This window comes from Mucilaginibacter rubeus, assembly GCF_014643835.1.
Classification (GTDB): domain Bacteria; phylum Bacteroidota; class Bacteroidia; order Sphingobacteriales; family Sphingobacteriaceae; genus Mucilaginibacter; species Mucilaginibacter rubeus.
In genome coordinates, this window is the sequence record NZ_BMKD01000005.1 from 457,598 (window position 1) to 482,972 (window position 25,375).

Sequence of the window (25,375 nt, forward strand, 5' to 3'; positions counted from 1 at the left end):
ATATTTGACTGTAAATATTTTATATTTATAATTTCTTATGGTTTATGCTCGATTGAAAGAAAACTTTTTTGGAAAATATTTTATAATTTAATGCTAATCCGGTTGGCGTTGATATCATCTTCGAAAATTACTACCTTGTAAGTGCCTCACTTAAGGACGGGATATAGGCTGTTCAAATTAAATGACTATCCCAATTGGTCATCGCTTCAATGTGCCACGTGGAACACTTATAAATTGAATGTTATTCCCCCAAACACCCTAAAGCCATTTCTATACGCACCGTTCATCTGTGTTTTATCCACCTCGGCACTGTTGAGGTAAAGTTCATCGGTACCATTACCTGTTTGCCAGTGCAGGGATCCGCCACCAGCCTGAATGGCTATGTGATTTGTGATTGAATACGCCAACGCGCCGCTCATATTCAAGCCATACCCGTTAGCATGGTGCCGGTAGCTAACCGGGTGCTGAAAAGTGGTGATGAGGTTCCAGTTGCCCAGGGCATTATAGCCTACCTGGTTATAGGTGATATCGGCATTAGCCTTCAGCTTTTCAGTGAGTTTTAAAGATGCAATGACTTTAATGAATACGCCTTTCCATTTAGTTTGGTAGCTGCTGTTCAAGTTCGGAAAGCGGTTACCACTACCATATAAATAAAGGGATTGCCGGTTATCGCTGTATCCTGCGTAAGGTATAAAGCTAAATTGTTCATTATCAACTAATTTGTAACCTGCACCAAGCGCCCAACCCTGTGTGCTCCCCTTGCCAGCATCAAATGTTTCATTATAGGTATTACCGGTACGGTTATCGGTGCTATAGTCCGAATCATTTACCGAGCCCGAGGTGATAAACTGCCGGCCGTAATCTGCATAAATGTTAAATCGTTGATATACATTATATTGTAAAGAAGCAGCAATGCTTTGCCCGCTCAGCTTTGTCCATTTCAGTTCCGAAAAAACATTGGGGCTTTGACCATTGCTATTGCCGGCTATCGACCAGTGAAAATTCTCTTTCTGATAGCCATCGGTAAGATTAAACTCCAATTTGTTTCTGCCCGATTGGGCATATAATGTACGCAGGCCTATTATTAACCACAGAAAGCAAAAGCCGGTAAATTTTTTCATGGCAGGCTTATATAGCAAGTAAGCCTGCCCTTTTAAAAAGAGCAGGCTAAATATATCATTTTAAATTATTGGTTTACGCCAAAAGCTTCCCAGCCCGATGCCGTTGCACGGTTACAGGTCATAGGTTGCGTACCATTTTCGCTGGAAATAAACTTGCCGTTGTTGCCCCTGAATGTAATTTTACCATCGGTGGTAGGCACCCAGTCAAATTTTTCCCAGTCGCCTATAGTAGTACGGTTACAGGTAATGGCTTGTGTACCGTTTTCGCTTGATACGTATTTACCCATCGCCTGAAGAGCAACTTTACCGCCCCCGGCATCAACTACAGTAAATTGCTCCCATGCTGATGCAGTAGCACGGTTACAATTCATGGCTTGTGTGCCATTTTCGCTGCTAACATATTGGTTATTAAAACCTTTTAAAGTGATAGTTTGACCAATAGGAGGGTTTGTACTGCTGCCCGACAGGTCATAAACCCGTACATAATCAACCACCATGTTGCAAGGCAATGCACTATCATTGATCGTGTTCCCCGGCAAATCTCCGCCGATGGCCAGGTTAAGGATAATAAAGAACGGATTATGAAATGCGCCGGTATTGTTGATATTATTGGCAATATTACCGGTTACATACAGCGTATTGTCCACATACCAGCGAATAGAATTGGTATCCCACTCAACCGCGTAGGTATGGAAACCTGTTGGCGTTGTGGTGGTACTGCCGCCATATTGTACGTGGCCGCCGTTGTTGTACCAGTGCATAGTGCCCAAGATGGTATTGGAGGTGTTTACCTGCTCCATAATGTCAATTTCGCCGCATTGCGGCCAGTTTACAGTACCGATGTTTGCGCCCAGCATCCAGAAGGCGGGCCATGTACCTTGTACTGCCGGCAGCTTAATGCTTGCCTCAATACGACCATAGGTAGGCTGGAATTTACCTGCTGTAGTCAGTTTGGCCGATGTATAAGGCTGGCCTCCAACGGATTGCTTGCGGGCAGTAATGGTAAGGAAACCGCCTGATACCGTGGCGTTTGCCGACTGGTAATATTCCTTTTCGTTATTAACGCCGGGGTTGCCGTTATCAATGTTCCAGTTGGCGGTGTTAACGCTGGTGCCGTTAAATTCGTCGCTCCAAAGCAATGTGCCTGCTCTTGGTGTGGTGCTTGAACTGCCTGTTTTTTCATCGTTTGTTTTAATGGAAGGTGATGGTCTGTTCAAGTCCTTGCTGCAGGACGAAATTAAAAGCATTAATGCCGATGCAGTAGCGGCACTCTTCGCAAAATTTAAAAGTTGTTTCATAATGATAGTATTGGTGAATAATTAATTGGTTTTGCAGGTAATTACTGGTTTACACCAAAAGCCTCCCAGCCTGACGCCGTTGCACGGGTGCAGGTCATGGGTTGTGTACCGTTCTCGCTGGATATAAATTTGCCGTTATTGCCGCGGAGGGTAACCTTGCCATCGGTTGTGGGGATCCAGTCAAATTTTTCCCAGTCGCCAAAAGTTGTGCGGTTGCAGGTTATGGCCTGTGTCCCGTTTTCTGAGGATACGTATTTATTCATGGCCATCAAGGCTATTTTGCCTCCACCGGCATCAACCACGGTAAATTGTTCCCATGCTGAGGCGGTAGACCGGTTGCAATTCATGGCCTGCGTGCCGTTTTCGCTGCTTACGTACAGGTTATTAAAGCCTTTAAGGGTGATGACTGAACCTATGGGCGGGCCTGATGCTGAACTTTGGGTGCCGGTCCATTTAAAGGTTGCTACAGCGCCGGCGGCTAACGTGTAAGTAAAAGATTCCGCGCCCCATTTAACTTTAAAGCTTACGCTTGATGAGCCATTATTAAGGGCGATGAGTACTTTGCTGCCGTCAGAATTTTTGAAGGCCACGTTTTGGATACTGCCCGATAAATTGGAAGAAATCCGCACAGCGCCCGGGCGTACAAACCGCGATGCATGACCGATAATGTAATAACCAACATTTCGGGTAATAGAAGTACCGCTAACAGTGATACCTCCCAAACAGGTACTGCAGCCGCCCGGTGTATGCGGATTGTTGTTTGGGTCGGAGGCCAGGTTCCATTCCAAAACATTGCGGCTCCAGTTGCGGGTAGCACCAATAATGAGCGTGTTAACATGCCATGACAGATCGCCGCCAAAATTGCTTGGTGCGCCAACCCATTGCTCGGTGAAATAAACGTTTTTATTTGGATAGGCGTTGTGTACATCAGTTAGTGAGCTGATATTGCCCGCATACAGGTGAAACGCTGATCCGTCAACATAGGGATTGGCGCCGCCATCAGCTAACACGGTTTCGGGATAATCAATCCTGTCGGTGTTGTGGTCATAGGCAATGATCTTGGTTTGAAAGCCTGCCGCCCTGATTTGCGGGCCGAGGTTGTTTTTAATAAAATTGGCCTGCTCATCCGGCTGCATTACCATACTTGGGTTGTTGTATGGGTTAAGCGGTTCATTTTGAGGGGTAATGGCATCAATGGTAATTCCCTGGGCCTGCATGGCCTGCAGGTATTTTACAAAATAGCGGGCATAGGCGTCATAATAACCTGCTGCTGTATTGAGGCTGCCGCCGGTATAGCCGTTATTGCCGGTGGTGTTTACCTTCATCCAGGTAGGGGCTGTCCATGGGGTAGCTATAATTTTGATAGATGGGTTTATGGCGATGATCTTTTTCAGGATCGGTAGCAGGTCCTGGTTTTCGGCGCTGATACTGAAGTTGTTCATGTTAAAATCGCCGGCGGTTTGGTTGTAGGTGAAATCGCTTGAGCTAAGATCGGAGGCACCGATGCTGATCCGGATATAGCTGATCCCGATCTGGCCGTTGGCTGTGCCAAAAAGCTCGTTAAGCACATTGGTTTGGTTGGCGCCAAGGCCGTTAAGTAGTCCGGCACTGCCCCCGGTTAAAGTAAAGCCGAAACCGTCTATTCCCTGGTAGGTTTGGTTTTCGTCTACTGTAATAGTTGTTGCATTAGTACCGGCATCGGCACTAAAATTAAAGCTGGCTTGTGCCTGTAAAAGCTTTGATTGATCGGCAGTAGTAACCCAGGCATTCACTACTTCGTTAGCGGCCCGTGCTACGGTGCCGCTTGTTTTTTGATTGGGTGCTTCGTTGTTGTTCACATTCTTTTTACAAGAGTAAAAAGCAGCGGTGGAGAGCAGGGTGAGGACTGCGAACCGCTTTAACTGGTAATTGATTTTCATTGAGTTGTTTATTTAGTTGATTGATATTCAAAAAAATATCACATAAGCCCCTATGCAACAATTCAATATTTGTAACAATATTTAACTGTTGCTTAAGAATATCAAAGCATTGGTCAGGGTAAATACGCCCGACCGTTACTGTTTTCCATGAAGCAGGTTTATGCGTAGCTTAAAATTGGCATTACAAATCTACAGTAATTTAAACGGATCAATCAAGAAAAATGTTCATAATTAATTGATTTATAGTGTATTATGTATAATTTAATACGCTTGCATCACAGTGTTAAAGAGGGCAAAAATTAGTTTAAATAGCCTGTGCAACGTTTCTGTTGCGATGAGATTTTTTTTGTGATACGCTTACTTCGCAATTAATTTTAAGTAAAAAAGAGAGGGAAGGGTAGCCTCAGACTATATATGCGCGGATATATTTAGATATGAATTAGTCTGCAAACCTTTTAGGACTGTACCGTTGCTGGTTGAGGTATCATATTAATTTTAACTTTTCCAAAAAGCACAAGTCATCATCTCTCATGCCAGCCGTACGAGACTTGCGTCTCGTTTACGCTCACTTATGGCATCTTATCTTTCAATTCTTTTTCCTTTTCCCGTTCTTCGTCCTTCAGCCGCCGTTTTTCCTGCCGTACTTCTTTTCGTGTCCGGCCGCCGGTGGTATCAACAGCTTCAATCTTGAGTTTATATTCGGCTTTCAGTGCTTCTATCTGGGCTTTGAGCTGCTCCTTTATTGTTTGTTCTTTTTGTTTCAATTTTTCCTCGGCTTTTTCTTCGGTGGTATCTTTTTTACCAAAAAGGCGCTGGAAAAAGTTAGGCCTTTTTACAGGCTCTTCAACAACTGGTAAAATACCATCGTCATCTGCTCCGCCTTGTTTCATAAGGCTATCGGCAGTAGCAGTATCAACAGGGGCAATCTGACGGCGCAGGCCTTCCCTTAACCGCACTTCGTAAAATCCGTAAGCATTGGTATCCCGGGCGGTATAACCCTTCATAGCCATCAGTTTACCAATCAGGTTAAAGTAGCCATGTAGTCCCGGTCGTAAGGTGCCATCAGGCTGAAAGGCGTATAAACCGCCTTTAGGATAGGGGACAATGCTGGCCAGGTAAATGCTTTCTCCCAAACTAAGCTCAGACGGCGATTTGCCAAAGTAATAATGCGAGGCCTCACCAATACCGTAAATGTTACGGCCCCATTCAATGATGTTAAAGTAAACTTCCAGCATCCTGTCTTTGGTCATGATGCGGTTATTTTCAATAAGCCATACAATCAGGATCTCCTCTATTTTGCGCGACAGGGTTTTCTCCCGGCTCAGGTAGGCGTTTTTAACCAGCTGCTGTGATATACCGCTGCCGCCGCGTTTGTATTTCTTTGTTTTAAAATCGGTAGCTATTGATTTGCGGATGGCTTCCATCACAAAGCCATGGTTGGTGTAAAAAGATGGATCTTCGGCCGTCATTACCGCGTTTCTCAAATTGGGCGAAATTTGCTGCAGCGGCGTAAACTCCGGGTTTTCGGGGCCTATCAGGTGCGGTGCCATTGGTTTGCCCTTTTCATATGGTGTATATACAAAGGGGCTGTTAAGCTTGGTTAAATCGGTACGTCCAAACTTCAGGATCCGGAAGTTATCTTTATCCATGCCCGAGTCAAATATCAAATCGTCGGGCTTTGATGAATCCATGTAAAAATTCATGTGATAATTCAGCTTGCCGGCAACCTGGATGCCGTCAAGGGCGTCAAACATCCCCGTAGGAAACGAATCGAAAATATCAGCCGCATTAAGCCAGCCGGTATTGAGCTTCAGCTCATAAATTTTTACCGGGTTAAGTGTGTACTTAACGTATGGGTGCGCCGTTAATTTTTTAATATGGATAAGCGAAGTACTATCAATAGATATATAATTAGTGCCTACTTTAACATCAGCATCAATTGCTGCTGCGGGCAACACAATATCAGTAGACGAAATGCCCGGATGACGGATAAGCAGGTTTTTAACCGACCATGAACCCGAGATCCTGGTTTCCCCGCTACTGTGATCCTCCTCTGTAAGTTTGGTTTGCAGCGTATCAAAATTAAGCTTCAGGTTAAATTTCTTTTCGATGATAGGCAGCTCTACTTTTTTGCCATCGGCATAAAGCATTACGTCGATATCCTTATCGGACGGATGCATTTTGCCGGCGAAATGCCAGGTGGCTTCCCCGTCATTAACTTTTATGGTTGAGCTCAGCTGCCCGTCTTTGATTAGGGCTGTTTGCGCTAAAAGTTTAAGTTGATCGCTGTCGCTCTTAAAACTGATCCTGAAATTATGGAGCGATAAGTTATCCGGAATCTTATAAAGCAACTGGTTGATCAGGTTATCGGCAAGATGGCTCAAATCGGCTTTGGTATCGGTGGCTGTTGAGTCCTTTTTCTTTTTGAAAAGAAAATCGAAATTCTTGACCCCGTTTTTATTAACAAGGCTAATGAAGCCATCCTGCAATACCACATCTGATAGTTTTACCTCACCAAGCACCAGCGGCATTATCCGTACACTTACCACAAAATTTTTGATGTTCAGCAAACTATCGCGGCCATCCGGTACGATGCTGATATCCGAGAATGAAACGGTGCTAAGGCCCGTAAACTTTGCCGATCCTATTTTTACATCTAAATTATAATCCCTCTTTGCTTTTAATTTAGCTTTGTCAATGGCTTTTTCGAGCAGGGCTCCACGTTTTGAGTAGGCAACATATCCGCCGATAAGCAGAATAAGAATTAAGGGAACGAGAATGTATGCGGCTATGCGTATATATTTAGGATTAAGGCGCTTCATTTGTTAATTTTATCCAAAACTAAACTAAATCTTATCCCCTGCAAACGGTTGTTTTTGCAAATTGTTTCCTGATAAACTTAATCAACCACCTGTTTTCATAAATTTGCCTCATATTATGACAATTACTAAAGAACAAGTTTTACAGGCCCTGGGCAATGTTGAAGAGCCGGATCTAAAAAAAGACCTGGTAACGCTCAACATGATCCAGGATATTCATATTGATGGCAACAACGTTAGCTTCTCGGTGATCCTGACTACGCCGGCCTGCCCGCTTAAAGCCATGATTGAGAATGCCTGCCGTAATGCTATCCTACATTTTGTAAGCAAAGAGGCCGTTATCAATATCAACATGACCTCGCGTGTAACTACTCAAAAAAATACCGGGGTTCCGGGCGTAAAAAATATTATTGCCGTAGCTTCGGGCAAAGGCGGGGTTGGTAAATCAACTGTAGCGGCAAACCTTGCTTTGGGCCTGGCAAAATCGGGCGCAAAGGTGGGAATGATCGATGCTGATATTTACGGTCCTTCGGTGCCCATTATGTTTGGCCTGGAGGGTGCCCGCCCAATGGCCAGCCAGGTTGATGGCAAAACCCGAATTGAACCGATTGAAAAATACGGGATCAAATTACTGTCGATAGGTTTCTTTACCGATCCTAATCAGCCGGTGCCATGGCGCGGACCGATGGTATCTACCGCTGTAAAACAACTGTTCAATGATGCCGACTGGGGCGAGCTGGATTACCTGGTGATCGATCTGCCGCCGGGTACAGGCGATATTCACATCACGGTAACGCAAAGCTTCCCGGTAACGGGCGCTGTAATTGTTACCACGCCGCAAAACGTGGCCCTTGCCGATGCTAAAAAAGGTATTGGTATGTTTATGATGCCGGCTATTAATGTGCCTATACTGGGGGTGGTTGAAAACATGTCGTACTTTACACCTGCCGAACTGCCCGAAAACAAGTATTACATATTTGGTAAAGGCGGTGGACAAAAACTGGCGGCACAGCTTGATGTTCCGTTCCTGGGCGAAATCCCGCTGATTAAAGGCATCAGTGATTCGGGTGATGCAGGCAAGCCGACAGTGCTTGAAGAAGATGGTCCGATGACCGCTGCTTTTGTGAAAATGGCCGAGCGTGTTGCCCAGCAGGTGGCCATATCAAATGCCAAAGCATTGAGTGCAGAAAATATTGTAAATAATTAATAACTTTACATAACGTTATAAATTAATAAAAATGAGTTTATTAAATCAGGTTGAAGCAGCTTTAGATACTATCCGTCCGTATTTGGAGGCTGATGGGGGGAATGTTTCTGTTGAGGAGATAACTCCTGAAAATGTTGTTAAATTAAAGCTGTTGGGTTCATGCGGATCATGCCCAATGAGTATCATGACCCTTAAAGCAGGTATTGAGCAGGCTATTAAAAAAGCTGTGCCCGAAATTACCGCCATTGAGGCCATAAACCTAACGGACATTGATGACCCCAATGCCGTGCTTCCCGAAAATTTAAGGTAGTTGTTAAGATTTGTTAAATCCCCGGTTCAATTGGGGGATATGACTTATTTTTGATGAAGTTTAAAAACTATTTTGGCGCTCGCAGCGTAATATATGTTGAGCTAAGTAGTTAATGGTTTTATGAAATATTTATTTGGTTTACTGCTGTTATTTGTTTCAATGGGCGCTTTTGCACAAAGCAAAGACCGCCCCGTTGTGCAGTTTACCGGTATTACACATAATGCCGATAGCGTAAAGATCACTATCCCTTATGTAACCATTACCAATACTTCGGCACATAATATTATTAACGTATCAAACTATAAGGGATACTTTTCATTTGTAGTACATGAGCGCGATACCCTCCGATTTACATGCGTTGGCTATGCCCCGGTTACTGTGGTTATCCCGTCCAATCTGCCAAATGAAAGTTATACTACCCAGGTATCCCTGAAAGCGCAGATCATCAACCTGCCCACATTTCACGTGTTTCCATGGGCCACGACCGATGAGTTTAAAAAAGATTTCCTGGCTATAAAACTTGCTGATGACGATTTGGAGATTGCCCGCAAAAATATCAGCAAGGCAACCCTATCGGCCCTGTACAATACTTTGCCCCGCGATGCCCAGGAAATACAATCGGCCAATGCGCAGGCCATGCACACCAGCATACTGAATTCGCACTCGCTTACACCCAATCCACTATTAAATCCGCTGGCATGGGGTAGCCTCATCAAGTCGATATCTGATGGGGATAAGAGTAGTAGTAAATAATCATTAAGATTTTGGTTGTTAATCCTACAACTTGCGCTTATCTGTGATGAGTGCTTAAAATGGGCTTACGTTTGTAAAGTAAGCGCCGGAAATGGCATTGCAAACGCCAAACCACATTAAGTACTCGTTAAAAACGAGCGCAAGTCGAAAAATATTTATAAGAGATTTAAACCTCATCATCAAAATCCATCACCTCGCCTTCAAACATTTCCAACTCCTGCAAATTATGACTTACTACAATAGTAGTAACCCCTAATTGCTTAAGTAAAAGCTTAAGTTCAGCAATCAGTGTAGTTTTCATTTTACTATCCAATGCCGAAAACGGTTCATCCATTAAAAGCAGTTTGGGTTTGGTAGCCAATGCCCTCAAAATGGCCAGCCGCTGTTGTTGCCCGCCGGATAAGTGATCGGGCTTGTGAGTGGTAAAATTATCCAGTTGTCCCAATTGCAGCAGGCGTTTTATCCAGCCGGTATCATTGCTGGCATACTCCAGGTGTTGCTGCACCGTCATGTTTGGAAACAGGGCATAGTTTTGAAATACGAAGCCGATATGCCTTTTTTGCGGCGATAAATTGATCGGTTGTTCATCATCAAACCAGGTAATTCCGTCCGCTACGATCTTTCCTTTTCGGGGCGCTGACAGACCGGCTATCATTTTAAGCAATGTAGTTTTTCCTGAACCCGAAGGCCCCCAAATTTTGGTAACGCTCCCGGAAACAAACTGCCGTTTTATCTTCAGCAATTGCCCGCCATGATGGGCTTTCAGTTTTATTTCAATATCTATACTGATCATGCTATGGGGCCTTTCGCCTGGTATTTATTGAACATAAAAACAGCTATCACCAACACAAAAGTGATGGAAAATAAAATAAGCGAATAGTTATTGGCCGAGGCATAGTCCATCTTCTCTACCGAATCATATACCGCAATAGAAGCTACACGGGTAACACCGGGGATATTGCCGCCAATCATCAGTACAACACCAAACTCACCCAGCGTATGGGCAAAGGTTAAAACCGCGGAGGTTAATAATGATGGTTTGATGTTGGGCAGCAGTACATACCTGAACGTTTGCCATTCGGTTTTACCCAATGTGTATGACGCTTCGGCTAATGAAACCGGCAATTGCTGCAGAGCGGATTTTACAGGACCCACCATAAAAGGCATACTATAAATTACCGAAGCCAAGACCAAGCCCGGAAAGGAAAAAACCAGTTGTACATCAAAAGTATCATGCAGCCATTTCCCTAAACCATGCTGCGGACTAAAAGCCAGCAGCAGATAAAAGCCCAGTACCGATGGCGGCAACACCAAAGGCATAGTAATAATTGCTTCGAAAATGATCTTGATAAACGATTTTCCCCTTGAAAGCCACCAGGCAAATGGCAGCCCGATAAGCAGTAGCAAAAGCGTGGCGATGCCTGCTAATTTTAATGTGAGCCATATGGGCGATAGGTCCATCGATAAAAATACAAATTATTGCACCCTATAACCATAGGCTTTAAAAATACTTTTAGCGGCCGGGCTTAAAATGTACCCGTAAAATTTTCCGGCCGCAGGATTAGTCGCTCCGTGTTTCAGGATCACGATGCCCTGAAGTATGGGGTCGTAGGTTTTGGGATCGACGACCGTATAAAACAGAGGTGTTTTATCTCCCAGTTCCTTTACCAGCGATTGGGTAGTGAAACCGATATCGGCCACGCCTGTGGTAATGTAAGTATTTACCTGCGATATGCTTTCTCCATAAACGGCCTTCGATTTGGCATCATCCAAAATCCCCTTATCCCTGAGCGATTGCTCGGCGGCTTTACCATAAGGCGCTATAGCCGGATTTGCTATGGCGATTTTTTTTATCCTTGCCGAAAGCAGCAGGCGTTCCCAGTTTTCAAAGCCAATGTTTTGCGTACTGCAGATGATCAGGCTGCCCGAGGCGTACACTACCGGTTTTTCTTTTGCAAAACCATTTTTAAACAGTGTTTCGGGAAAGGCCATATCTGCCGATAAAAACACATCAAACGGAGCTCCATTACTGATCTGAGCTACCAGCTTACCCGATGAGCCTATAACTACATCAATAGTAATTCCTGTTTTTTGTTTAAAATCTTTTTGTAAAACCTCCATTACCGGCTGCAGGTTAGCAGCTGCCGCAACCCGGATATTTTGGGCGTTTACGGTTAAGCTTGCTGTAAATAGCAGGGCGAATAAAAAAAGAATGCTTTTTTTTAGCCCGGTATTGTAATGTTCGCTTTGCATCGGTTTTATAGTTTTTAGCTTGCAGGCAACAGTTTTCGTTTTGGTAATGAAGCACATCGTGATTTTTGAAAAGCGATGTTTTGATGCCTAACACTACAAATATACGCTTGTTATAACCAATAGCGGTTCATATATTAGTCATGTTAAGTTATCTGATAAATCAAATTTTAACAATGATAAAACGGTCGGGCGCCGCGTGCGCCGGCTTTAAAAATACGCCTGATGAGAAATGCCAGCGTTGTTTTTTAGGCGTAGCCTTTTAATATGAAATAGATGGAAAAACCGCTTCGGACACTTTAGTAAATGGGCCTGTGACTATTTATATATAGTAATTCCCGGATATTAACAACAAATGGCTAAAAATTAACATTTTAAATCACTGTTTAATGTACTTTTAATAGGAATAGAAAAATAAAAATATTATAATTGTATCCGGCCTGACGCTAACCAAACAACCATTTTTTTCGCGCCTGTAGTGAAACCACCATTACAGGTGCGGAATACATCCATTTCCCAAGCCTATGTTTAAACTTTTACTGAGATTTTTTATCGGTATTATAATGTTTTGCTTATGCTTTTCAACAGGCATAGCTCAAACCACGGTTCAAATAAACGACAAAGTAAACCAGCACATTTTTGAATATAAGCAGATAGTATATTTTGAGGATACAACCGGAAAACTCAGCCTCGATGATATTCGCGACGCTTACTTAGCAGGCAAATTCGCAGTTAACCTGGAACCTACCCCGGTTACCCATCACAACAATTCGGCTTACTGGTACCGCATAAAAATTGGCAAGGCCAATGCCAGCAGCAACAACTGGATCCTGGAGTTTTTTGATCAAACTATCGACAGTATTACGGTTTATTCGCCCGTTAAAAATACTTACCGGGCAACGTCGCTTGGCAGTAGCCGCCCTTTTGCCGCGCGCTTTTACAAACACAAAAACTTTAGCTTTAATATCAACAGCAGCCAGGGGCCCGATGATGTTTATTATATCCGCATCCGTTCGGGGCATTCGGTTAACGTGATCATGGTGTTGCGCACCGTAAGCCGCTTTATTGGCTACGCGCTCGATGAATATTTTTTCTTTGGTGTTTTTTACGGCATGATCCTGGTTTTTGGCCTGTACAATTTCATGATGTTCATAGCCATGCGCCAGGTGCAATACCTGTATTACATCATATATAACTTAAGTATTGGCCTTTATGAAATGTGTGCCGATGGCATAGCTTACCAGTACATCTGGCCAAACTATCCCGGCTGGAACAATTATGCGTATGGTATCGCCCTGTTCTCGGCCAGTATTTTTGCCATCCTTTTTGCTCAAAGCCTGCTCAATTTAAAAGTTAATGCCCCGCGTTTAAATAAAGTGATCAAGTGGGTGATCATTTTCAGGTGCATTTATTTCCTGGTTTGCATTACCATTAATTTGGCCTGGTTTAACTACAAGATCATCGAGTTTTTGCCGCTGTGCATTTCTTTTTATGCGGGTTGTTATGTGCTGGTAAAAGGGTATAAACCCGCGCGGTTCTTTGTTATTGGGTACACTTTTTTACTTACCGGCTTTGTTATTAAAAGCTGTATAGCACTAAATGTCTGGTGGCTGCCTGTTACCGAGTTTGATTACTACAGCCTTAGTATTTGTTTTATTATGGAGATGCTGTTCATCTCTTTTGCTATAGGGGATAAAGTGCGGATCCTTAAAAAAGAAAAGGACGTTGCCCAGCAGGATATTATAGCCCAGATGAAGCAAAACGAAGAGCTGAAAGATACCCTGAACCGCAGCCTTGAAGCCCAGGTGCAGGAACGCACCCGCGAGCTGGTTGAAAAGTCATCAATGATAGCGGAACAAAATGAGGAGCTAAAATCAGTTAATGAGCTGCTGCAGCAACAGGCCGAAGAGATCTCGCGCATGAATGTACTCCTCGAAAAAGACAACATTATCCTGCATAATGATATTGAAAAAGTAACACACGATAGGGTAATGCTCACCGAAGTTGACTTTGAAGAGTTTAGCCGCATTTATCCCGACAGGGAAACCTGCTTCAAATTCCTGTCTGATCTGAAATGGGAGCATAGTTATGCCTGCCGCAAATGCAGCAATACACATTACGGCAGCGGGCACCTCCCTTACAGCCGCCGGTGTTCAAAATGTGGCTATGAGGAGTCGGTAATAGCTTATACCATACTGCAAAATACCCGGATCCCTATCAATAAAGCTTTTTATATGATCTTCCTGATGTATTCAACCAAGGGTAAGATCTCATCACATAAACTTTCCGAAATTCTTTCTATCCGTCAAAGCACTTGCTGGGCTTACAGCTCGCGCATAAAAAAAGTAATGGAGCAGCGTAAAAAAGAGATCAAAAACGCGGGAAATAAAGGGTGGAGTAAATTAGTGATCGACACGAATGCTTAACAGCAGGATAAAGTCAGGCGAAATCACCCAAAGTTATATGTAAGGAAGCTACAGGCATGACATCTATTTCCACTTGATTGGGGGAGTAATGATCTATTTACAATTGTGTGGCTAAACATATATGTTTAAACATCTATATTTGTTTCAACATTTTAAAATAATCATGTCATTAGTAGAAAAATTACAATGGAGATCGGCCGTTAAGAAATTCGATCCCAACAAAAAAATAAGCGCAGAACAGTTAGAGGCTTTAAAAACAGCCATTCAGTTAGCACCATCATCATTAGGCCTGCAATCATATAAGGTGATTGTTGTGCAGGATGCAGAAACAAGAAAGAAATTACGTGCCGTTGGGTACGACCAACCGCAGATTACCGATTCATCGGCTCTGTTTGTATTTGCTTCATTAACTAACCTTGATGAGGATTTTGGCAAAAAATTCATTGACCTTGTTGCTTCAACCCGCAGCATTGCCCGTGAAAGCCTTGCCGGTTATGAGCAAATGGTATTAGGCACCCTGGCCAGCCGTACCGATGAGCAAAAAGTTGAATGGTCACACAAACAGGCTTATATTGCTTTAGGGGTTTTATTGGCTGAAGCGGCAGAAATTGGGGTAGACGCGGGTCCAATGGAAGGTTTTGACGCTGCGAAATTCGACGAGATCCTGGGCTTGAAAGAAAAAGGCTTAACTACCTCGGTAATTGCCGCAGTAGGTTTCCGTGCCGAAGACGACGCTTACAGCAAAATGCTAAAAGTACGCAGGCCGCAAAGCGAGCTTTTTATTGAAGCGTAAGGTTTTATTGGCTCATAGATGATGGTTCATAGTTCATAGCAGCATGCAAGAAACAAGGGAATAGACTTTATTTCTATGGCTTTGTTTCTTGCATGCTATAAACCATCAACCATGATCTATGAACCCGACGACGACTTCCTGATGAACAGCTTTGATTTCAACACATGTTGCTTTTTAGGAGCCGAGCCGTTGTTTTCGAGCACATCGAATAATAAAGTTGCTGCCTTTACGCCCATTTCGTAAGCGGGTTGCGTTATGGTTGAAAGAGGGGGAGAAAGGAGCGGGGCTACCCTGAGGCTTGAAAAGCTAATCACTTTCAGATCGTTAGGTATCGAAATGCCAAGGTCATTACAAACGTAGTAGGTAGCAAAGGCCAAACGTTCAACCGAACTGAAAATACCATCAGGCTTGATTACCTGTAAGGCCTTTTTCAAAATCTTATAATTTTCCTTTTCATCGTTACTGCAATCAATAACCAGGGTATCATCAAACACGATCTTGTGCTTAGCCAGCGCATCCATATAACCCTGCATCCGCACTTTACCTATCGAAATACTTTTGTTAACCACCAGGTAAGCTATCTTTTTGCACCCGGTTTTAATAAGGTGTTCAGTTGCTGCAAAACTGGCGTCATAGTCGTTAGTAGTTACTTTGGCGGCCTCAATATCCTCATAAACGCGGTCGAAAAAAACAACAGGCACATGTTTTTTTTCCAGCTGGCGCAGATAGTTGTGGTCGCTGGCTTCGCCGGATACCGACATGATAATGCCATCGGCTTTGCCATTGTTAAGATAATTTACAAACGATACTTCCTTTTCAAAAACGTCGTCGGTGCGGTAAAGCAAAATGTAGAACCCTTTTTTACGGGCAACCTCTTCAATGCCGTTGATTGCCTGCGAAAAAAAGTCGTTAGCTATTTCGGGAACGATAACAGCCAGGGTTTTGGTCTTTTTATCGCGGAGGTTACTGGCATAATGGTTGGGCAAATAGTTATGTTGTTTGGCGTATGCTAAAATCCGCTCTTTGGTGTCTTTATTAATATCAGTATTTCCATTAAAGGCCCTCGAGATGGTTGATGTGGAGATATTGAGTTCCTTTGCCAGTTTTTTGATATTGATATTGTCCATTTTCGCTCGCTAAATCTATTTCCTATAGGCCAAATGTAATAAAACAGATCAATTGTGTTTAAACATTAAGGCCATAATTGTCAAAATATCATTACAAAAGATAGCTCTATCGGGAATAGCTCCCTGCCTGGACGACAAGAGGTTAACTGTAAGTTAATCAGTGGCATGCGGTTTGCATGACATAAGTACAAAAAGCAGGACCTGGTTTATGGCAAAACGAATTTTGATAGTTGATGATAGCGAGCTGATGATAGAGGTAATGACCTACATCCTGCTTGGTAAAGGTTACGAAGTAGCCTCGTCAACCCATGCCCATGAACTTTTCAGGACTATAAAAGCATGCCACCCTGACCTTGTGATCCTGGATATTGTTAATAAAAGCATGGACGGCCGTGAGCTATGCCGGCTCATTAAATTGAACCGGGCCACTAAAAATCTTCGTGTAATTGTTTGTTCAGAAAATGAGGAAACCGAAGCACATGAACCGCAAAAAGGAGCGCCGGATGATGTTTTGCACAAGCCGTTTGGCATGAACAGCCTGATCCATAAGGTTCAGTTGCAGCTGGCGGCCTGATTAAATGTGCAAAATAATGATCTGTAAATTAACCTGTTAATGTAGAAATTTGTTATTGCCCGCCGCCTGTTGTTGCTTTTGTAACATGGGATACGTATGTTTACCGTAGAGAAGATAAAGATGGGATTGCCACTAAGAATAACTTTTAACGATACCGACCACGTGTATCAAATTAATACCTCGCCAATTACCCCAACCACCAGCGAACTTGAGATCCTGTTAAATGGCGAGAAAATAATCCTTCAAAAAGACGCCCGCCGTGTATGGGTACAAAAAGGTGAAGGCCCGGTAATTGACCCCGAATTTGCGCAGGCTTTGGGACGCTCGGTTGCCTTGCGGTTTAGGATGTAGGAGCTTAATAATTTCTTATTAAAGTTGTCATTTCGACGAACAGACGGGGAATTGTAATGGGAGAGAGGAGAAATCCTATACACCCTGCTTGCAAACTTTTATAGCGAACTTTCACAGCGTATAAGATTTCTCTTTCGCCCCGGTGCTCATGCCTCTTCCGCTCAATCGAAATGACACCCTGTTGAAGGTCTCTTACATTAACCCCAGCATCATTAACCCCATTGCAATCATCAGTCCATCTTCAATAATGGTTACTGTGCTCATGGGCAAATTAAACACCGCGCCGAGGCATGCACAACGGATCTGCCTTTTGCTGAAAACACTTTGCAGCACACCAATCAGGCTTATGCTCATTACACCAACCATAATGGCGTTAACCGTTACCGGCGCAATGTTAAGCGCAAAGGCAAGGCCTAAACCCAGTTCAACAAAAACATACACGTAGCCCCATCCGCGCCAGCGTTTGGCCACCACATCATACATGGCATAGCTATCGGCAAAGCCCGCAAGATCCAGCAGTTTAAAAAAGGAGAATACCAGGAAAAAGCCGCTCATGAAAACGCGCATTGCCGTAATGATGTTAAAGCCACCTGTATAGCTTCCGGCTATTATTGCTGCTGCTAAAATATAACCAAAAATGAGCAGGATCGGCTTGTAGGTTTGCAGCCAGGTGCGATTTTCAGCAGCATCTTTCGTGCTCATATGGTGATGATGTACCTCTGCTTCGCTAAGCTGGTATTTAGGATAAGCAGCAAGAGCTTGTTGAAGGTCGGCAGTCGGCACGTGCTTTTTCATCGTGATGTCGGCAGTACCTTCGGCTAATGAGATCTCAACTTTTTCGATGTTGGGAACCTGCTGTAACAGGGCTTGCACTTTAGCCAGGCAACCGGTGCAGGTCATGCCGGTGATATTATAGGTATGTGTCATGATAATTTGTATTTGCTGATACAAAATTACCATGAGCCGGCAGGGAAGGCATTACGGTATTATGGGTATGATTTATAAGATTTACAGGTTAGCACGAGAGCTACCCATGACAACGAAAAAAAATGGGTGTCATACTGAGCCCGTCGAAGTATGGCGGGCAGGCCTCTGCGCACGAGTCTTCGACAGGCTCAGACTGACAGGTGCTCTTTGTCATCTAACCTTCAGAGGCCCCGGATTTAAATCACTCAGCAAGCCGGCCACAATTTGATCGGGTTACACGAACCATTGCAGAATAAAATTCGTGCTTTAAATATCTTCCAGGTTTGTGCGTTTACTGCCCTGAAGGGCTTTAAAGGCAGATGGCGTCATCCCGGTTATCTGTTTAAACTGGCTGGATAGGTAGGCAACGCTGCTATAGCCTAATTGAAAAGCGATTTCGGAAAGACTACGTTCATTATAAATCAGGAGTTCCTTCACTTTTTCAATTCGCTGGGCTATGTAGTATTTTTCGATGGTTGAGCCTTCTACAGCCGAAAACAGGTTGCTCAGGTACCCATAATCATAATTAAGTTTTGAAGTAAGCAGCGCCGAAAGCTTTAAGGGCGATTGCGTTTCGGCGTAGTGCACATGCTCAATGATGAGGGTTTTGATCTGTTCAATAATACGGCTCTTTTGATCGTCGATAAGTTCAAAACCAAGGGCATTTAACGATGTCTCCAATCGTTTAAGTTGACCCGGGGTAGGGGCTTCTTTAATCTCTACCTCACCAAGATCAACGGAAACTGGCTGCAGCCCGGCTTTTTCCAGCTCGGTTTTCACCATTATTTTGCAGCGGCTGCAAACCATGTTTTTTATGTACAGCTTCATGGCTGCAAAACTACTATTTTACTACTTCATCCACCAGTTGTTTCAGTTCGCGATAACGCTGTTGCCTGCCATCGTTTTTAATATAAAAAGTCATCATAAAGGCGGCGTACTTTTTATCCTTGTCTATCCACGGAAAGCTCCCAAACAACCCCGGGCTGCTTACGGTATGGGCATCAAACACCCACTCGCCGTAACCGTAACCTAAACCTCCGGCCTCGGCAGGTGAATAGGCGATCTTAACGTCAGCGGTGATCCTGTTTTCCTGCATCCGGGCTATACTATTTTCGCTCAGGATACGCTTTCCGTTAAAAATGCCCCGGTTCATGATCATGGTCAAAAAGTTCAGGTAATCCTCGGGAATACTGTAAGCCCCGCCCGCGGGCAGGGCTACTTTAGCATTTCCAAAATCAGTATGCTGCATATTAAGCGGCCGGGCAATACGTTCGGCAAATAAGGTTTCAAAGTTTTTGCCGCTGATTTTTTCGATGATAGCCCCGGCAATTTGCAAGCCGGCATTGCTGTAGTGAAAAACCTTGCCGGGTGTACCTTCCATCGGTAAGGCTGCTATATCGGCTATTGCATCATCCATCGAGTTGTCCTGGCGCATATCTTCTAAACTTTCTTTTAATGGCGGCGTCTTGATCCCGGTTTGGTGCGACAGGCATTGACCAATGGTGATGCCCCCCTTGCCATGTCGCGATAGTACAGGCAAATATTTGCCAACTGTATCGCTCAATTTTAGCTTTCCCTCATCAACAAAGGTCATCACCAAAGCGGCACTAAGCCATTTGCTGCAGCTGGCAATAGCCACCTTTGAGGTGGACGTATAGTCATCCAGATCAGCCTTTTTGCCTTGTTTGCGGGCTATCATGCGGCCAACAAATTTTTGCCTCATGTTCATATCATTAACTGCGCGGTTATAAACTACCTTGCCATCTTTATAAACAATAAGCACCACCCGGCGACCCATTTCGGATGCGTGGTCATTTAGCCAGTTATCAACTTTGGTAAAATTGTATTGCCCATTTACTTTAATAGCGCTAAAGGAAATAAGTATTAGTAGTAAGATAGATCTTGCTTCCATTTTTGAGGGTGATTGATGCGTTTGTTTGACTGCTACGCTAATTTAAAGTTTATTCATACATGCTGATTATATTGATGGCGACGAGCACAAAAGCAGCGCGATTTGTTGTCTCAACTTCCTTTTTTCCTTATTCAACGATTATTTGCACCCGCCCAACTAATTGTTACATTTATTATAAAGGATAGTAGTTTTCTTTGCATTGCAAACCGAATGGCTATGAAAACCAACAGAAAACCCATGTATCAACGAAAAGCGTTCCTTATCATCCTGATTTTATTTGCAGGCTTTTTGTGCATCCAGTTTGTGCGCCCGGATGTTCCTAACCCGCCGGTAACGGGCGACCTGGAAGCCCCGGCAGATGTTAAGGCTATTATTCAACGTGCCTGTTATGATTGCCATTCAAACAACACCAATTTACGCTGGTATGATAAAATAGTTCCCATTTACTGGGGAGTCGCGTCCCATATCAAACAGGGCAGGGCCGACCTTAATTTTTCCGAATGGAATAAGCTCGCGCCGGCCGATCAGAAAGGCAAACTCTGGGAGTCGGTAAATCAAATAATAGCCGGAGCAATGCCTTTGCCGGGTTATACCGCTGTTCATACCGGCGCAAAAGTATCCGCAGCCGATCTTGCTGTTTTGAAGAACTATCTTGCTTCAATGGTGCACAGCAAGCCTGCCGATACGGCGGTTATCAATGCCGCCGACAGGCAATATCAGTATTGGCAAAAAAACAAAACAGCAGTAAGCAAATTGCCGACAGCGGCCAACGGCATCTCTTACATCCCCGATTATAAAAACTGGCAGCCTATCAGTACAACTGAACGATTTGATAATAACACCCTTCGTGTAATCTTCGGTAATGATATTGCCGTGAAAGCGATCAAAGAAAACAAGATCCACCCATGGCCAAACGGCGCCATATTTGCCAAAGTGGCCTGGGCGCAACTACAGGATAAAGACGGGACCACCCATACCGGCGAGTTTAAACAGGTGGAGTACATGATAAAAGACGATAAAAAATATGCATCTACCTATGGCTGGGGCTGGGCGAGGTTTAAGACCCCGAAAATGGTGCCATATGGCGGTTCAAATGTCATGTTTACCACAGAATGTATGAATTGCCACAAGCCGATGGCTGCCGAAGATTTTGTATTTACCCAACCAATTAAACACTAACCCCATGAAAGCATTATATAGTTTATTTGCTGTATGCAGCTTAATGTTTGCGGCCTGCTCCGATAACAAACCGGTTGAATTATACAATACCAAAGCCGCGCTGCCATCATCCCCGAAATATAACCTCGATGGGCTCAAGGTAATTACCTCATTTGTTAATAAGACCAAAGGTACAGCCTCAACACTTTACGGGAATGACCTGGCTTTGAAATCGGCAATTGATGGAAACAAAACAGTTGGCGCTAATGAAGTATTTACATTAGTAACCTGGAAGCAACAGGATGACGATCATTGGTTTGGCGCGAAGATCCCATCAAATGTTGAATCGGTGGAAGTGATTAAAACTACATCGTCTGGTAATAGCGTAGCTGTTAATTATCAACAACTTAATGGAAAGTCTCTCGACTTGAAAGCAGATACTTCGGGCCAGTCTGAAAGGATTAAATATATCCTTGGGCAAAAGCCTTCTGTTTTGCCGTAGCAATAGAATGAGCTTTTTATAGTTTTGGGCCGTGCGATTCCCCTCTTGAGAGGGGTGGAGGGGTGTGTTTCTGTTTTGATAAGTCTATCGCAAAGACACACCCCTGCTACCGCTCATCCCCTCCGCGCGCCCTCTCAAGAGGGGATTTAAAAAGCCTTACGCTATATCAATTTCAGTCCGATCACCATCTTGTGGAGGGGCCTCAAGTGTTTTTACCGGTTCCAAACCGGAGGCATATCCAAACAGGCGACGCTCTTTGATTATCGTAGCCACCTCGGACGGCACAAACTCTTCCCAGCCATCGGCGCCCAGTTTTATCAGCTCAAGCACATTGTCGGTTTCAACGTTGAGGTTATTTTCGTTATAATGCCTGATGTCTTCTATCTTATTGTTGGCTATCAGGTAACGGTACAGATCAATCAGGTGAGGGGGAAGGTAAAAACGCAGGCAATTCCAGATCACGCCATCGCGCAGGGTAGGGTATATAAACAGTTTCACCTTACGGCTAAACAACGTAGCGAACGACTCTAAAATGCCGCCCGGCAAATCTTTATAATGTTCTTCCGAGAAAATGTACTCCAGGTTAGGGAAACCAAGTACCACGCCCATTTTAAGTTTGGTGATCTTTGAAAGATAGGCCACCAGTTTATAATACTCGTGAAAATTAGAGATCATCACCGTTTGCCCTAACGAACCGAGGATGTCTACACGGTCGAGAAAGTCCTTCTCGTCTATATCTGCGTTGATATCTGCGTTACGTTCTTTCAGGGCCTGGAGGGTAAGCTCGGTAACAACAACAACGTTGTCCTTATCAACATCCGATTCCTGTAAAAACTGTTTAACACCGGTGTTTAACATATCCATATGCACGTTGATAACCGGGCGGAAACGGCCACGCACCATTACGATATGCTTTTTGTATAAAACTTCGGATGGTTGCAGGTTTTTACCGTCGGGCCCAAACAGTGCCGCATCCGAAAAGCCGTATTTTACCAGGTGAAGGCTCATGAGCCGGTTATCAACTTTGGTAAAGTTTGGTCCTTCAAAGCGGATCATGTCTATCTGGATCCTGTCGCGCGAGAGATTATCCATCAGCGAAAGCAGGAATACCGGTGGAATCTCATTATAATAAAAGCAGGCATACATCAGGTTTACACCCAATATCCCTACAGCCTGCTGCTGCAGGTTATTATCATTATCCAGCAGCTTAACGTGGATCACCACGTCATTGTACTGCCCGTTCGGCTCCAGCTGAAAGCGTACGCCCATCCAACCGTGGCCTTCATTTGTTTTATTGTAATTGAGGGCCGATATGGTATCCGCGAAAGCAAAAAAAGTTGAAGTGTCACCACGCTGCGTACCAAGGCGCTCAATGATCAGGCCATATTCATGACCAAGCATGGCCATCAGGCGCGGTTCGCTTACATAACGGCGGGTTTGTTGTACCCCATAAATGGCATCTGAAAAAAGCATGTCATAGGCCGACATGGTTTTGGCTATGGTACCGGATGATGCCCCGGCTTTAAAAAAGTTTGCTGCTACGTCCTGTCCGGCACCTATTTCGGCAAATGAGCCATAAATTTCGGGGTTAAGATTAATGGCCAGCGCTTTTTGTTTGGTCCCAATATCTTTATTGTGAATGGCATTCATACCCATTAAATTATTATAGTTTACTGTTACCAGTAGTATAACCTTGCTAAGAAGGTCTAAAATTACACTTTTTTAAGCGAAGGCGTGTTAAGAATGTATTACAAAATAAGCAATCGGCTCGTTTTATTACGTTCAGAAAATAAATTAATGTGTTTTTGACAGATATTCCGGCTTGATACTGAGGGTCATCAGGTAAAGGTTCCAGTAAAAAAAACAAACAAAAAACTTGCGTAGTTAAATGGCTACATTTATATTTGTAGTCAAATAGCTACACGATGAATTTAAGACGAGATGTATTTCAAGCCATAGCCGACCCAACCAGAAGGGCCATCCTTTTACTGGTTGCCACACAAGCAATGACCGCTGGTGTAATTGCGTCAAACTTTGACACCGCCCGGCCTACAGTTTCCAAACACCTGCAAATACTTACTGAGTGTGAGCTGCTTAAACAGGAGCAAAACGGCAGGGAGATTTATTATCATATCAATGCAGAAAAAATGAAAGATGTGGCCGACTTCATTGAACCGTTCCGCGCAATGTGGGAAGACAGGTTCAACAAATTAGAAACTATTATGAAAAATTATAAAGGCAAATAACATGGAACAAAAAACAAAAATAGACGCTGAAAACGGCAAACAGGATTTAACCATTACAAGAGTGTTTGACTTACCGGTGGAACTGCTTTTTAAAGCCTACATGGAGCCCGAAATTGTTGAGCAATGGATGGGAACAAAAGTGCTGAAGCTTGAAAATAAAAAGCACGGCAGCTGGCAATTTGAAACAAAAGACCCGCATGGAAACATTGTTTTTAAAGCCAACGGAACAATTCATGAGTTTATCCCCGGGCAAAAGATCACCCGTACGTTTGAAATGGATAACGCGCCCTTTGATGTGCAACTCGAGTTCCTGGAGTTTGAAAAGCTTACCGACGATACCAGCAAGCTCAATATGCATGTGGTTTACCGAACGCCCGAACTGAGAGACCAGATGCTTAAGCTGCCTTTTGCCTATGGTATAAATATGGCCCATAACCGCCTGCAGGAAGTAGTAAACAAATTGAAATAACACATATCATGAAACGGAATAAAATTATCTATTGGATAGCTACCATCTGGCTTGCTTTAGGGATGATATCAACAGGAATGGTACAGTTATTAAAAGCGAAGGCCGGGGCAGGAGGAGCCGACAGTTTGACGCATTTAGGCTATCCGGGTTATGTTTTGACTATATTGGGCATCTGGAAAGTTTTGGGCGTTATAGCAGTATTGATTCCTAAATTTCCGGTGGTAAAGGAATGGGCGTACGCGGGTTTTTTCTTTGCTATGTCGGGCGCGATTTTTTCGCATATTGCAGCGGGGAATGCTATAGCTGAGATATTTCCCGCGCTGTTATTACTGGTACTTACTGTAATATCATGGTATTTCAGACCCGCCGAAAGAAAAGTAATTTCGGGAAACCAATAAATGAACGACATGAACCCCAAAGTTGATTTTTATTTTAATAAAGCCGGGAAGTGGCAGGAAGAAGTAGAGCAATTGAGATCGATTGTTCTTGATTGCGGATTGACCGAAGAATTAAAATGGGGCTGTCCCTGTTACACCTTTCGGGAAAGCAACATTGTTTTGATCCATGTATTTAAAGAATATTGCGCGCTTTTATTTTTCAAGGGAGCTTTATTAAGTGATACCCATAACATCCTTATTCAGCAAACCGAAAACGTACAAGCTGCGCGGCAAATCAGGTTTACCAATGCCGGGGAAATAGCCGGGCAAAGGAGTATCCTGAAAGCTTATATTTATGAAGCCATTGAGGTGGAAAAGGCAGGACTAAAAGTAAATTTAAAGCAGACGGAAGATTTTGCCGTCGCTCAGGAGTTTCAACAAAAATTAAATACCATACCCGCCCTTAAAACCGCATTTGAAGCATTAACACCCGGACGGCAAAAAGCATATCTCCTTCATTTTTCCCAACCCAAACAAACCTCAACCCGCGAGGCACGAGTTGAAAAATGGATGCCGCAAATCCTTAACGGTAAAGGATTGAATGATTTGTAATGCAGCCCGTTTTGAAGAATAAAAAGCGGAAGCCTGTGCGATTCCCCTCTCTCAAGAGGGGTGTAGGGGTGTGTTTCTGCTTTGAAAAGGAAATCGCATAAACACAGCCCTGCCACCGCGCTGTCCTACGCGCCCCCTCTCTCAAGAGGGGAATTGAAAAATTACCTAAAAACCAATAAACCATA

General features: G+C 43.8%; 25 protein-coding genes. 13 read left to right on the forward strand and 12 right to left on the reverse strand.

Going from position 1 to position 25,375, the window contains the following annotated elements:
* Positions 1-227 precede the first annotated feature (227 nt).
* The 4 genes from IEX80_RS18890 to IEX80_RS18905 form a co-directional block, all read right to left on the reverse strand.
* Positions 228-1,121: a hypothetical protein gene (locus IEX80_RS18890; protein WP_188833764.1), complete on the reverse strand. Its 894-nt coding sequence runs from the start codon at positions 1,119-1,121 to the stop codon at positions 228-230.
* A 65-nt stretch (positions 1,122-1,186) separates the two neighbouring features.
* The gene (locus IEX80_RS18895) at positions 1,187-2,419 is read right to left on the reverse strand and encodes a family 16 glycosylhydrolase (RefSeq protein ID WP_188833765.1); all 1,233 of its coding nucleotides are present in this window, start codon (positions 2,417-2,419) and stop codon (positions 1,187-1,189) included.
* Between the two features lie 41 nt (positions 2,420-2,460).
* Positions 2,461-4,338 carry a glycoside hydrolase family 30 beta sandwich domain-containing protein gene (locus tag IEX80_RS18900; protein ID WP_090532761.1) on the reverse strand — a complete coding sequence of 626 codons (1,878 nt, stop codon included), beginning with the start codon at positions 4,336-4,338 and terminating at the stop codon, positions 2,461-2,463.
* 569 nt (positions 4,339-4,907) lie between these two features.
* Positions 4,908-7,160 (reverse strand): transglycosylase domain-containing protein, encoded by a 2,253-nt coding sequence (locus IEX80_RS18905; protein ID WP_188833766.1) that lies wholly within the window; start codon positions 7,158-7,160, stop codon positions 4,908-4,910.
* Between the two features lie 115 nt (positions 7,161-7,275).
* Here IEX80_RS18905 and IEX80_RS18910 point away from each other — a divergent pair, with 115 nt between their 5' ends.
* From IEX80_RS18910 to IEX80_RS18920, 3 genes are all read left to right on the forward strand, one after another.
* The gene (locus tag IEX80_RS18910) at positions 7,276-8,364 is read left to right on the forward strand and encodes an Mrp/NBP35 family ATP-binding protein (protein ID WP_090532765.1); all 1,089 of its coding nucleotides are present in this window, start codon (positions 7,276-7,278) and stop codon (positions 8,362-8,364) included.
* Positions 8,365-8,395: 31 nt separating this feature from the next.
* Positions 8,396-8,674 (forward strand): NifU family protein, encoded by a 279-nt coding sequence (locus tag IEX80_RS18915; RefSeq protein WP_090532767.1) that lies wholly within the window; start codon positions 8,396-8,398, stop codon positions 8,672-8,674.
* A 120-nt stretch (positions 8,675-8,794) separates the two neighbouring features.
* Positions 8,795-9,427 carry a hypothetical protein gene (locus IEX80_RS18920; RefSeq protein WP_129571791.1) on the forward strand — a complete coding sequence of 211 codons (633 nt, stop codon included), beginning with the start codon at positions 8,795-8,797 and terminating at the stop codon, positions 9,425-9,427.
* Positions 9,428-9,593: 166 nt separating this feature from the next.
* Here the strand turns inward: IEX80_RS18920 and IEX80_RS18925 are convergent, their stop codons facing one another.
* Genes IEX80_RS18925 through modA form a run of 3 tightly spaced genes read right to left on the reverse strand, consistent with a single transcriptional unit; the run spans position 9,594 to position 11,680 of the window.
* Complete coding sequence (locus IEX80_RS18925; RefSeq protein ID WP_188833767.1) at positions 9,594-10,220, reverse strand: ATP-binding cassette domain-containing protein; 627 nt, start codon at positions 10,218-10,220, stop codon at positions 9,594-9,596.
* Positions 10,217-10,888, reverse strand: coding sequence for a molybdate ABC transporter permease subunit (gene modB / locus IEX80_RS18930; RefSeq protein WP_188833768.1), 672 nt, complete (start codon positions 10,886-10,888; stop codon positions 10,217-10,219). The genes IEX80_RS18925 and modB overlap by 4 nt, the downstream gene beginning before the upstream one ends.
* Before the next feature lie 15 nt (positions 10,889-10,903).
* Positions 10,904-11,680, reverse strand: a complete 777-nt coding sequence (modA, locus tag IEX80_RS18935; protein WP_188833769.1) for a molybdate ABC transporter substrate-binding protein — start codon at positions 11,678-11,680, stop codon at positions 10,904-10,906.
* A 521-nt stretch (positions 11,681-12,201) separates the two neighbouring features.
* On the opposite strand from modA, the gene IEX80_RS18940 reads away from it, so the two are divergent.
* Complete coding sequence (locus IEX80_RS18940) at positions 12,202-14,103, forward strand: 7TM diverse intracellular signaling domain-containing protein (protein WP_229701677.1); 1,902 nt, start codon at positions 12,202-12,204, stop codon at positions 14,101-14,103.
* Between the two features lie 163 nt (positions 14,104-14,266).
* Positions 14,267-14,896 (forward strand): NAD(P)H-dependent oxidoreductase, encoded by a 630-nt coding sequence (locus tag IEX80_RS18945; protein WP_090532874.1) that lies wholly within the window; start codon positions 14,267-14,269, stop codon positions 14,894-14,896.
* A gap of 116 nt (positions 14,897-15,012) precedes the next feature.
* On the opposite strand, the gene IEX80_RS18950 is transcribed toward IEX80_RS18945, so the two are convergent.
* Positions 15,013-16,023 carry a LacI family DNA-binding transcriptional regulator gene (locus tag IEX80_RS18950; protein ID WP_090532776.1) on the reverse strand — a complete coding sequence of 337 codons (1,011 nt, stop codon included), beginning with the start codon at positions 16,021-16,023 and terminating at the stop codon, positions 15,013-15,015.
* 208 nt (positions 16,024-16,231) lie between these two features.
* Here IEX80_RS18950 and IEX80_RS18955 point away from each other — a divergent pair, with 208 nt between their 5' ends.
* Both IEX80_RS18955 and IEX80_RS18960 read left to right on the forward strand, forming a co-directional pair.
* Positions 16,232-16,597 (forward strand): response regulator, encoded by a 366-nt coding sequence (locus tag IEX80_RS18955; RefSeq protein WP_188833770.1) that lies wholly within the window; start codon positions 16,232-16,234, stop codon positions 16,595-16,597.
* Between the two features lie 120 nt (positions 16,598-16,717).
* A complete protein-coding gene (locus IEX80_RS18960; RefSeq protein ID WP_090532876.1) occupies positions 16,718-16,948 on the forward strand; it encodes a hypothetical protein in 231 nt (76 codons plus the stop codon).
* 192 nt (positions 16,949-17,140) lie between these two features.
* Here the strand turns inward: IEX80_RS18960 and IEX80_RS18965 are convergent, their stop codons facing one another.
* From IEX80_RS18965 to IEX80_RS18975, 3 genes are all read right to left on the reverse strand, one after another.
* A complete protein-coding gene (locus IEX80_RS18965; RefSeq protein ID WP_188833771.1) occupies positions 17,141-17,875 on the reverse strand; it encodes a heavy metal translocating P-type ATPase in 735 nt (244 codons plus the stop codon).
* 306 nt (positions 17,876-18,181) lie between these two features.
* Entirely contained in the window at positions 18,182-18,742 is a 561-nt protein-coding gene (locus IEX80_RS18970) for a helix-turn-helix domain-containing protein (RefSeq protein WP_188833772.1), read from the reverse strand.
* Between the two features lie 13 nt (positions 18,743-18,755).
* On the reverse strand, positions 18,756-19,826 hold the full coding sequence (locus IEX80_RS18975) for a serine hydrolase domain-containing protein (protein WP_188833773.1): 1,071 nt from the start codon (positions 19,824-19,826) through the stop codon (positions 18,756-18,758).
* Positions 19,827-20,042: 216 nt separating this feature from the next.
* On the opposite strand from IEX80_RS18975, the gene IEX80_RS18980 reads away from it, so the two are divergent.
* Both IEX80_RS18980 and IEX80_RS18985 read left to right on the forward strand, forming a co-directional pair.
* Entirely contained in the window at positions 20,043-21,005 is a 963-nt protein-coding gene (locus tag IEX80_RS18980; protein ID WP_188833774.1) for a heme-binding domain-containing protein, read from the forward strand.
* Positions 21,006-21,009: 4 nt separating this feature from the next.
* Entirely contained in the window at positions 21,010-21,486 is a 477-nt protein-coding gene (locus IEX80_RS18985; RefSeq protein ID WP_176626328.1) for a hypothetical protein, read from the forward strand.
* A gap of 156 nt (positions 21,487-21,642) precedes the next feature.
* Here IEX80_RS18985 and IEX80_RS18990 read toward each other — a convergent pair whose 3' ends face one another.
* The gene (locus IEX80_RS18990) at positions 21,643-23,136 is read right to left on the reverse strand and encodes a TonB-dependent receptor (RefSeq protein ID WP_176626330.1); all 1,494 of its coding nucleotides are present in this window, start codon (positions 23,134-23,136) and stop codon (positions 21,643-21,645) included.
* Between the two features lie 275 nt (positions 23,137-23,411).
* Between IEX80_RS18990 and IEX80_RS18995 the strand changes: the two genes are divergently transcribed.
* The 4 genes from IEX80_RS18995 to IEX80_RS19010 are packed head-to-tail and all read left to right on the forward strand — an operon-like array spanning position 23,412 to position 25,190.
* Positions 23,412-23,732, forward strand: a complete 321-nt coding sequence (locus tag IEX80_RS18995) for an ArsR/SmtB family transcription factor (RefSeq protein ID WP_090532792.1) — start codon at positions 23,412-23,414, stop codon at positions 23,730-23,732.
* A 1-nt stretch (position 23,733) separates the two neighbouring features.
* On the forward strand, positions 23,734-24,201 hold the full coding sequence (locus IEX80_RS19000; protein WP_188833775.1) for an SRPBCC family protein: 468 nt from the start codon (positions 23,734-23,736) through the stop codon (positions 24,199-24,201).
* Between the two features lie 8 nt (positions 24,202-24,209).
* The gene (locus IEX80_RS19005; protein ID WP_218117198.1) at positions 24,210-24,599 is read left to right on the forward strand and encodes a DoxX family protein; all 390 of its coding nucleotides are present in this window, start codon (positions 24,210-24,212) and stop codon (positions 24,597-24,599) included.
* Positions 24,600-25,190, forward strand: a complete 591-nt coding sequence (locus IEX80_RS19010; protein ID WP_229701678.1) for a YdeI/OmpD-associated family protein — start codon at positions 24,600-24,602, stop codon at positions 25,188-25,190.
* Positions 25,191-25,375 lie beyond the last annotated feature (185 nt).

Excerpts from the sequence above, each read along its gene's own strand:
- IEX80_RS18890 (WP_188833764.1), bottom strand. The coding sequence starts at position 1,121 with ATGAAAAAATTTACCGGCTTTTGCTTTCTGTGGTTAATAATAGGCCTG.
- IEX80_RS18895 (WP_188833765.1), bottom strand. The coding sequence starts at position 2,419 with ATGAAACAACTTTTAAATTTTGCGAAGAGTGCCGCTACTGCATCGGCA.
- IEX80_RS18900 (WP_090532761.1), bottom strand. The coding sequence starts at position 4,338 with ATGAAAATCAATTACCAGTTAAAGCGGTTCGCAGTCCTCACCCTGCTC.
- IEX80_RS18905 (WP_188833766.1), bottom strand. The coding sequence starts at position 7,160 with ATGAAGCGCCTTAATCCTAAATATATACGCATAGCCGCATACATTCTC.
- IEX80_RS18910 (WP_090532765.1), top strand. The coding sequence starts at position 7,276 with ATGACAATTACTAAAGAACAAGTTTTACAGGCCCTGGGCAATGTTGAA.
- IEX80_RS18915 (WP_090532767.1), top strand. The coding sequence starts at position 8,396 with ATGAGTTTATTAAATCAGGTTGAAGCAGCTTTAGATACTATCCGTCCG.
- IEX80_RS18920 (WP_129571791.1), top strand. The coding sequence starts at position 8,795 with ATGAAATATTTATTTGGTTTACTGCTGTTATTTGTTTCAATGGGCGCT.
- IEX80_RS18925 (WP_188833767.1), bottom strand. The coding sequence starts at position 10,220 with ATGATCAGTATAGATATTGAAATAAAACTGAAAGCCCATCATGGCGGG.
- modB (WP_188833768.1), bottom strand. The coding sequence starts at position 10,888 with ATGGACCTATCGCCCATATGGCTCACATTAAAATTAGCAGGCATCGCC.
- modA (WP_188833769.1), bottom strand. The coding sequence starts at position 11,680 with ATGCAAAGCGAACATTACAATACCGGGCTAAAAAAAAGCATTCTTTTT.
- IEX80_RS18940 (WP_229701677.1), top strand. The coding sequence starts at position 12,202 with ATGTTTAAACTTTTACTGAGATTTTTTATCGGTATTATAATGTTTTGC.
- IEX80_RS18945 (WP_090532874.1), top strand. The coding sequence starts at position 14,267 with ATGTCATTAGTAGAAAAATTACAATGGAGATCGGCCGTTAAGAAATTC.
- IEX80_RS18950 (WP_090532776.1), bottom strand. The coding sequence starts at position 16,023 with ATGGACAATATCAATATCAAAAAACTGGCAAAGGAACTCAATATCTCC.
- IEX80_RS18955 (WP_188833770.1), top strand. The coding sequence starts at position 16,232 with ATGGCAAAACGAATTTTGATAGTTGATGATAGCGAGCTGATGATAGAG.
- IEX80_RS18960 (WP_090532876.1), top strand. The coding sequence starts at position 16,718 with ATGGGATTGCCACTAAGAATAACTTTTAACGATACCGACCACGTGTAT.
- IEX80_RS18965 (WP_188833771.1), bottom strand. The coding sequence starts at position 17,875 with ATGACACATACCTATAATATCACCGGCATGACCTGCACCGGTTGCCTG.
- IEX80_RS18970 (WP_188833772.1), bottom strand. The coding sequence starts at position 18,742 with ATGAAGCTGTACATAAAAAACATGGTTTGCAGCCGCTGCAAAATAATG.
- IEX80_RS18975 (WP_188833773.1), bottom strand. The coding sequence starts at position 19,826 with ATGGAAGCAAGATCTATCTTACTACTAATACTTATTTCCTTTAGCGCT.
- IEX80_RS18980 (WP_188833774.1), top strand. The coding sequence starts at position 20,043 with ATGAAAACCAACAGAAAACCCATGTATCAACGAAAAGCGTTCCTTATC.
- IEX80_RS18985 (WP_176626328.1), top strand. The coding sequence starts at position 21,010 with ATGAAAGCATTATATAGTTTATTTGCTGTATGCAGCTTAATGTTTGCG.
- IEX80_RS18990 (WP_176626330.1), bottom strand. The coding sequence starts at position 23,136 with ATGAATGCCATTCACAATAAAGATATTGGGACCAAACAAAAAGCGCTG.
- IEX80_RS18995 (WP_090532792.1), top strand. The coding sequence starts at position 23,412 with ATGAATTTAAGACGAGATGTATTTCAAGCCATAGCCGACCCAACCAGA.
- IEX80_RS19000 (WP_188833775.1), top strand. The coding sequence starts at position 23,734 with ATGGAACAAAAAACAAAAATAGACGCTGAAAACGGCAAACAGGATTTA.
- IEX80_RS19005 (WP_218117198.1), top strand. The coding sequence starts at position 24,210 with ATGAAACGGAATAAAATTATCTATTGGATAGCTACCATCTGGCTTGCT.
- IEX80_RS19010 (WP_229701678.1), top strand. The coding sequence starts at position 24,600 with ATGAACGACATGAACCCCAAAGTTGATTTTTATTTTAATAAAGCCGGG.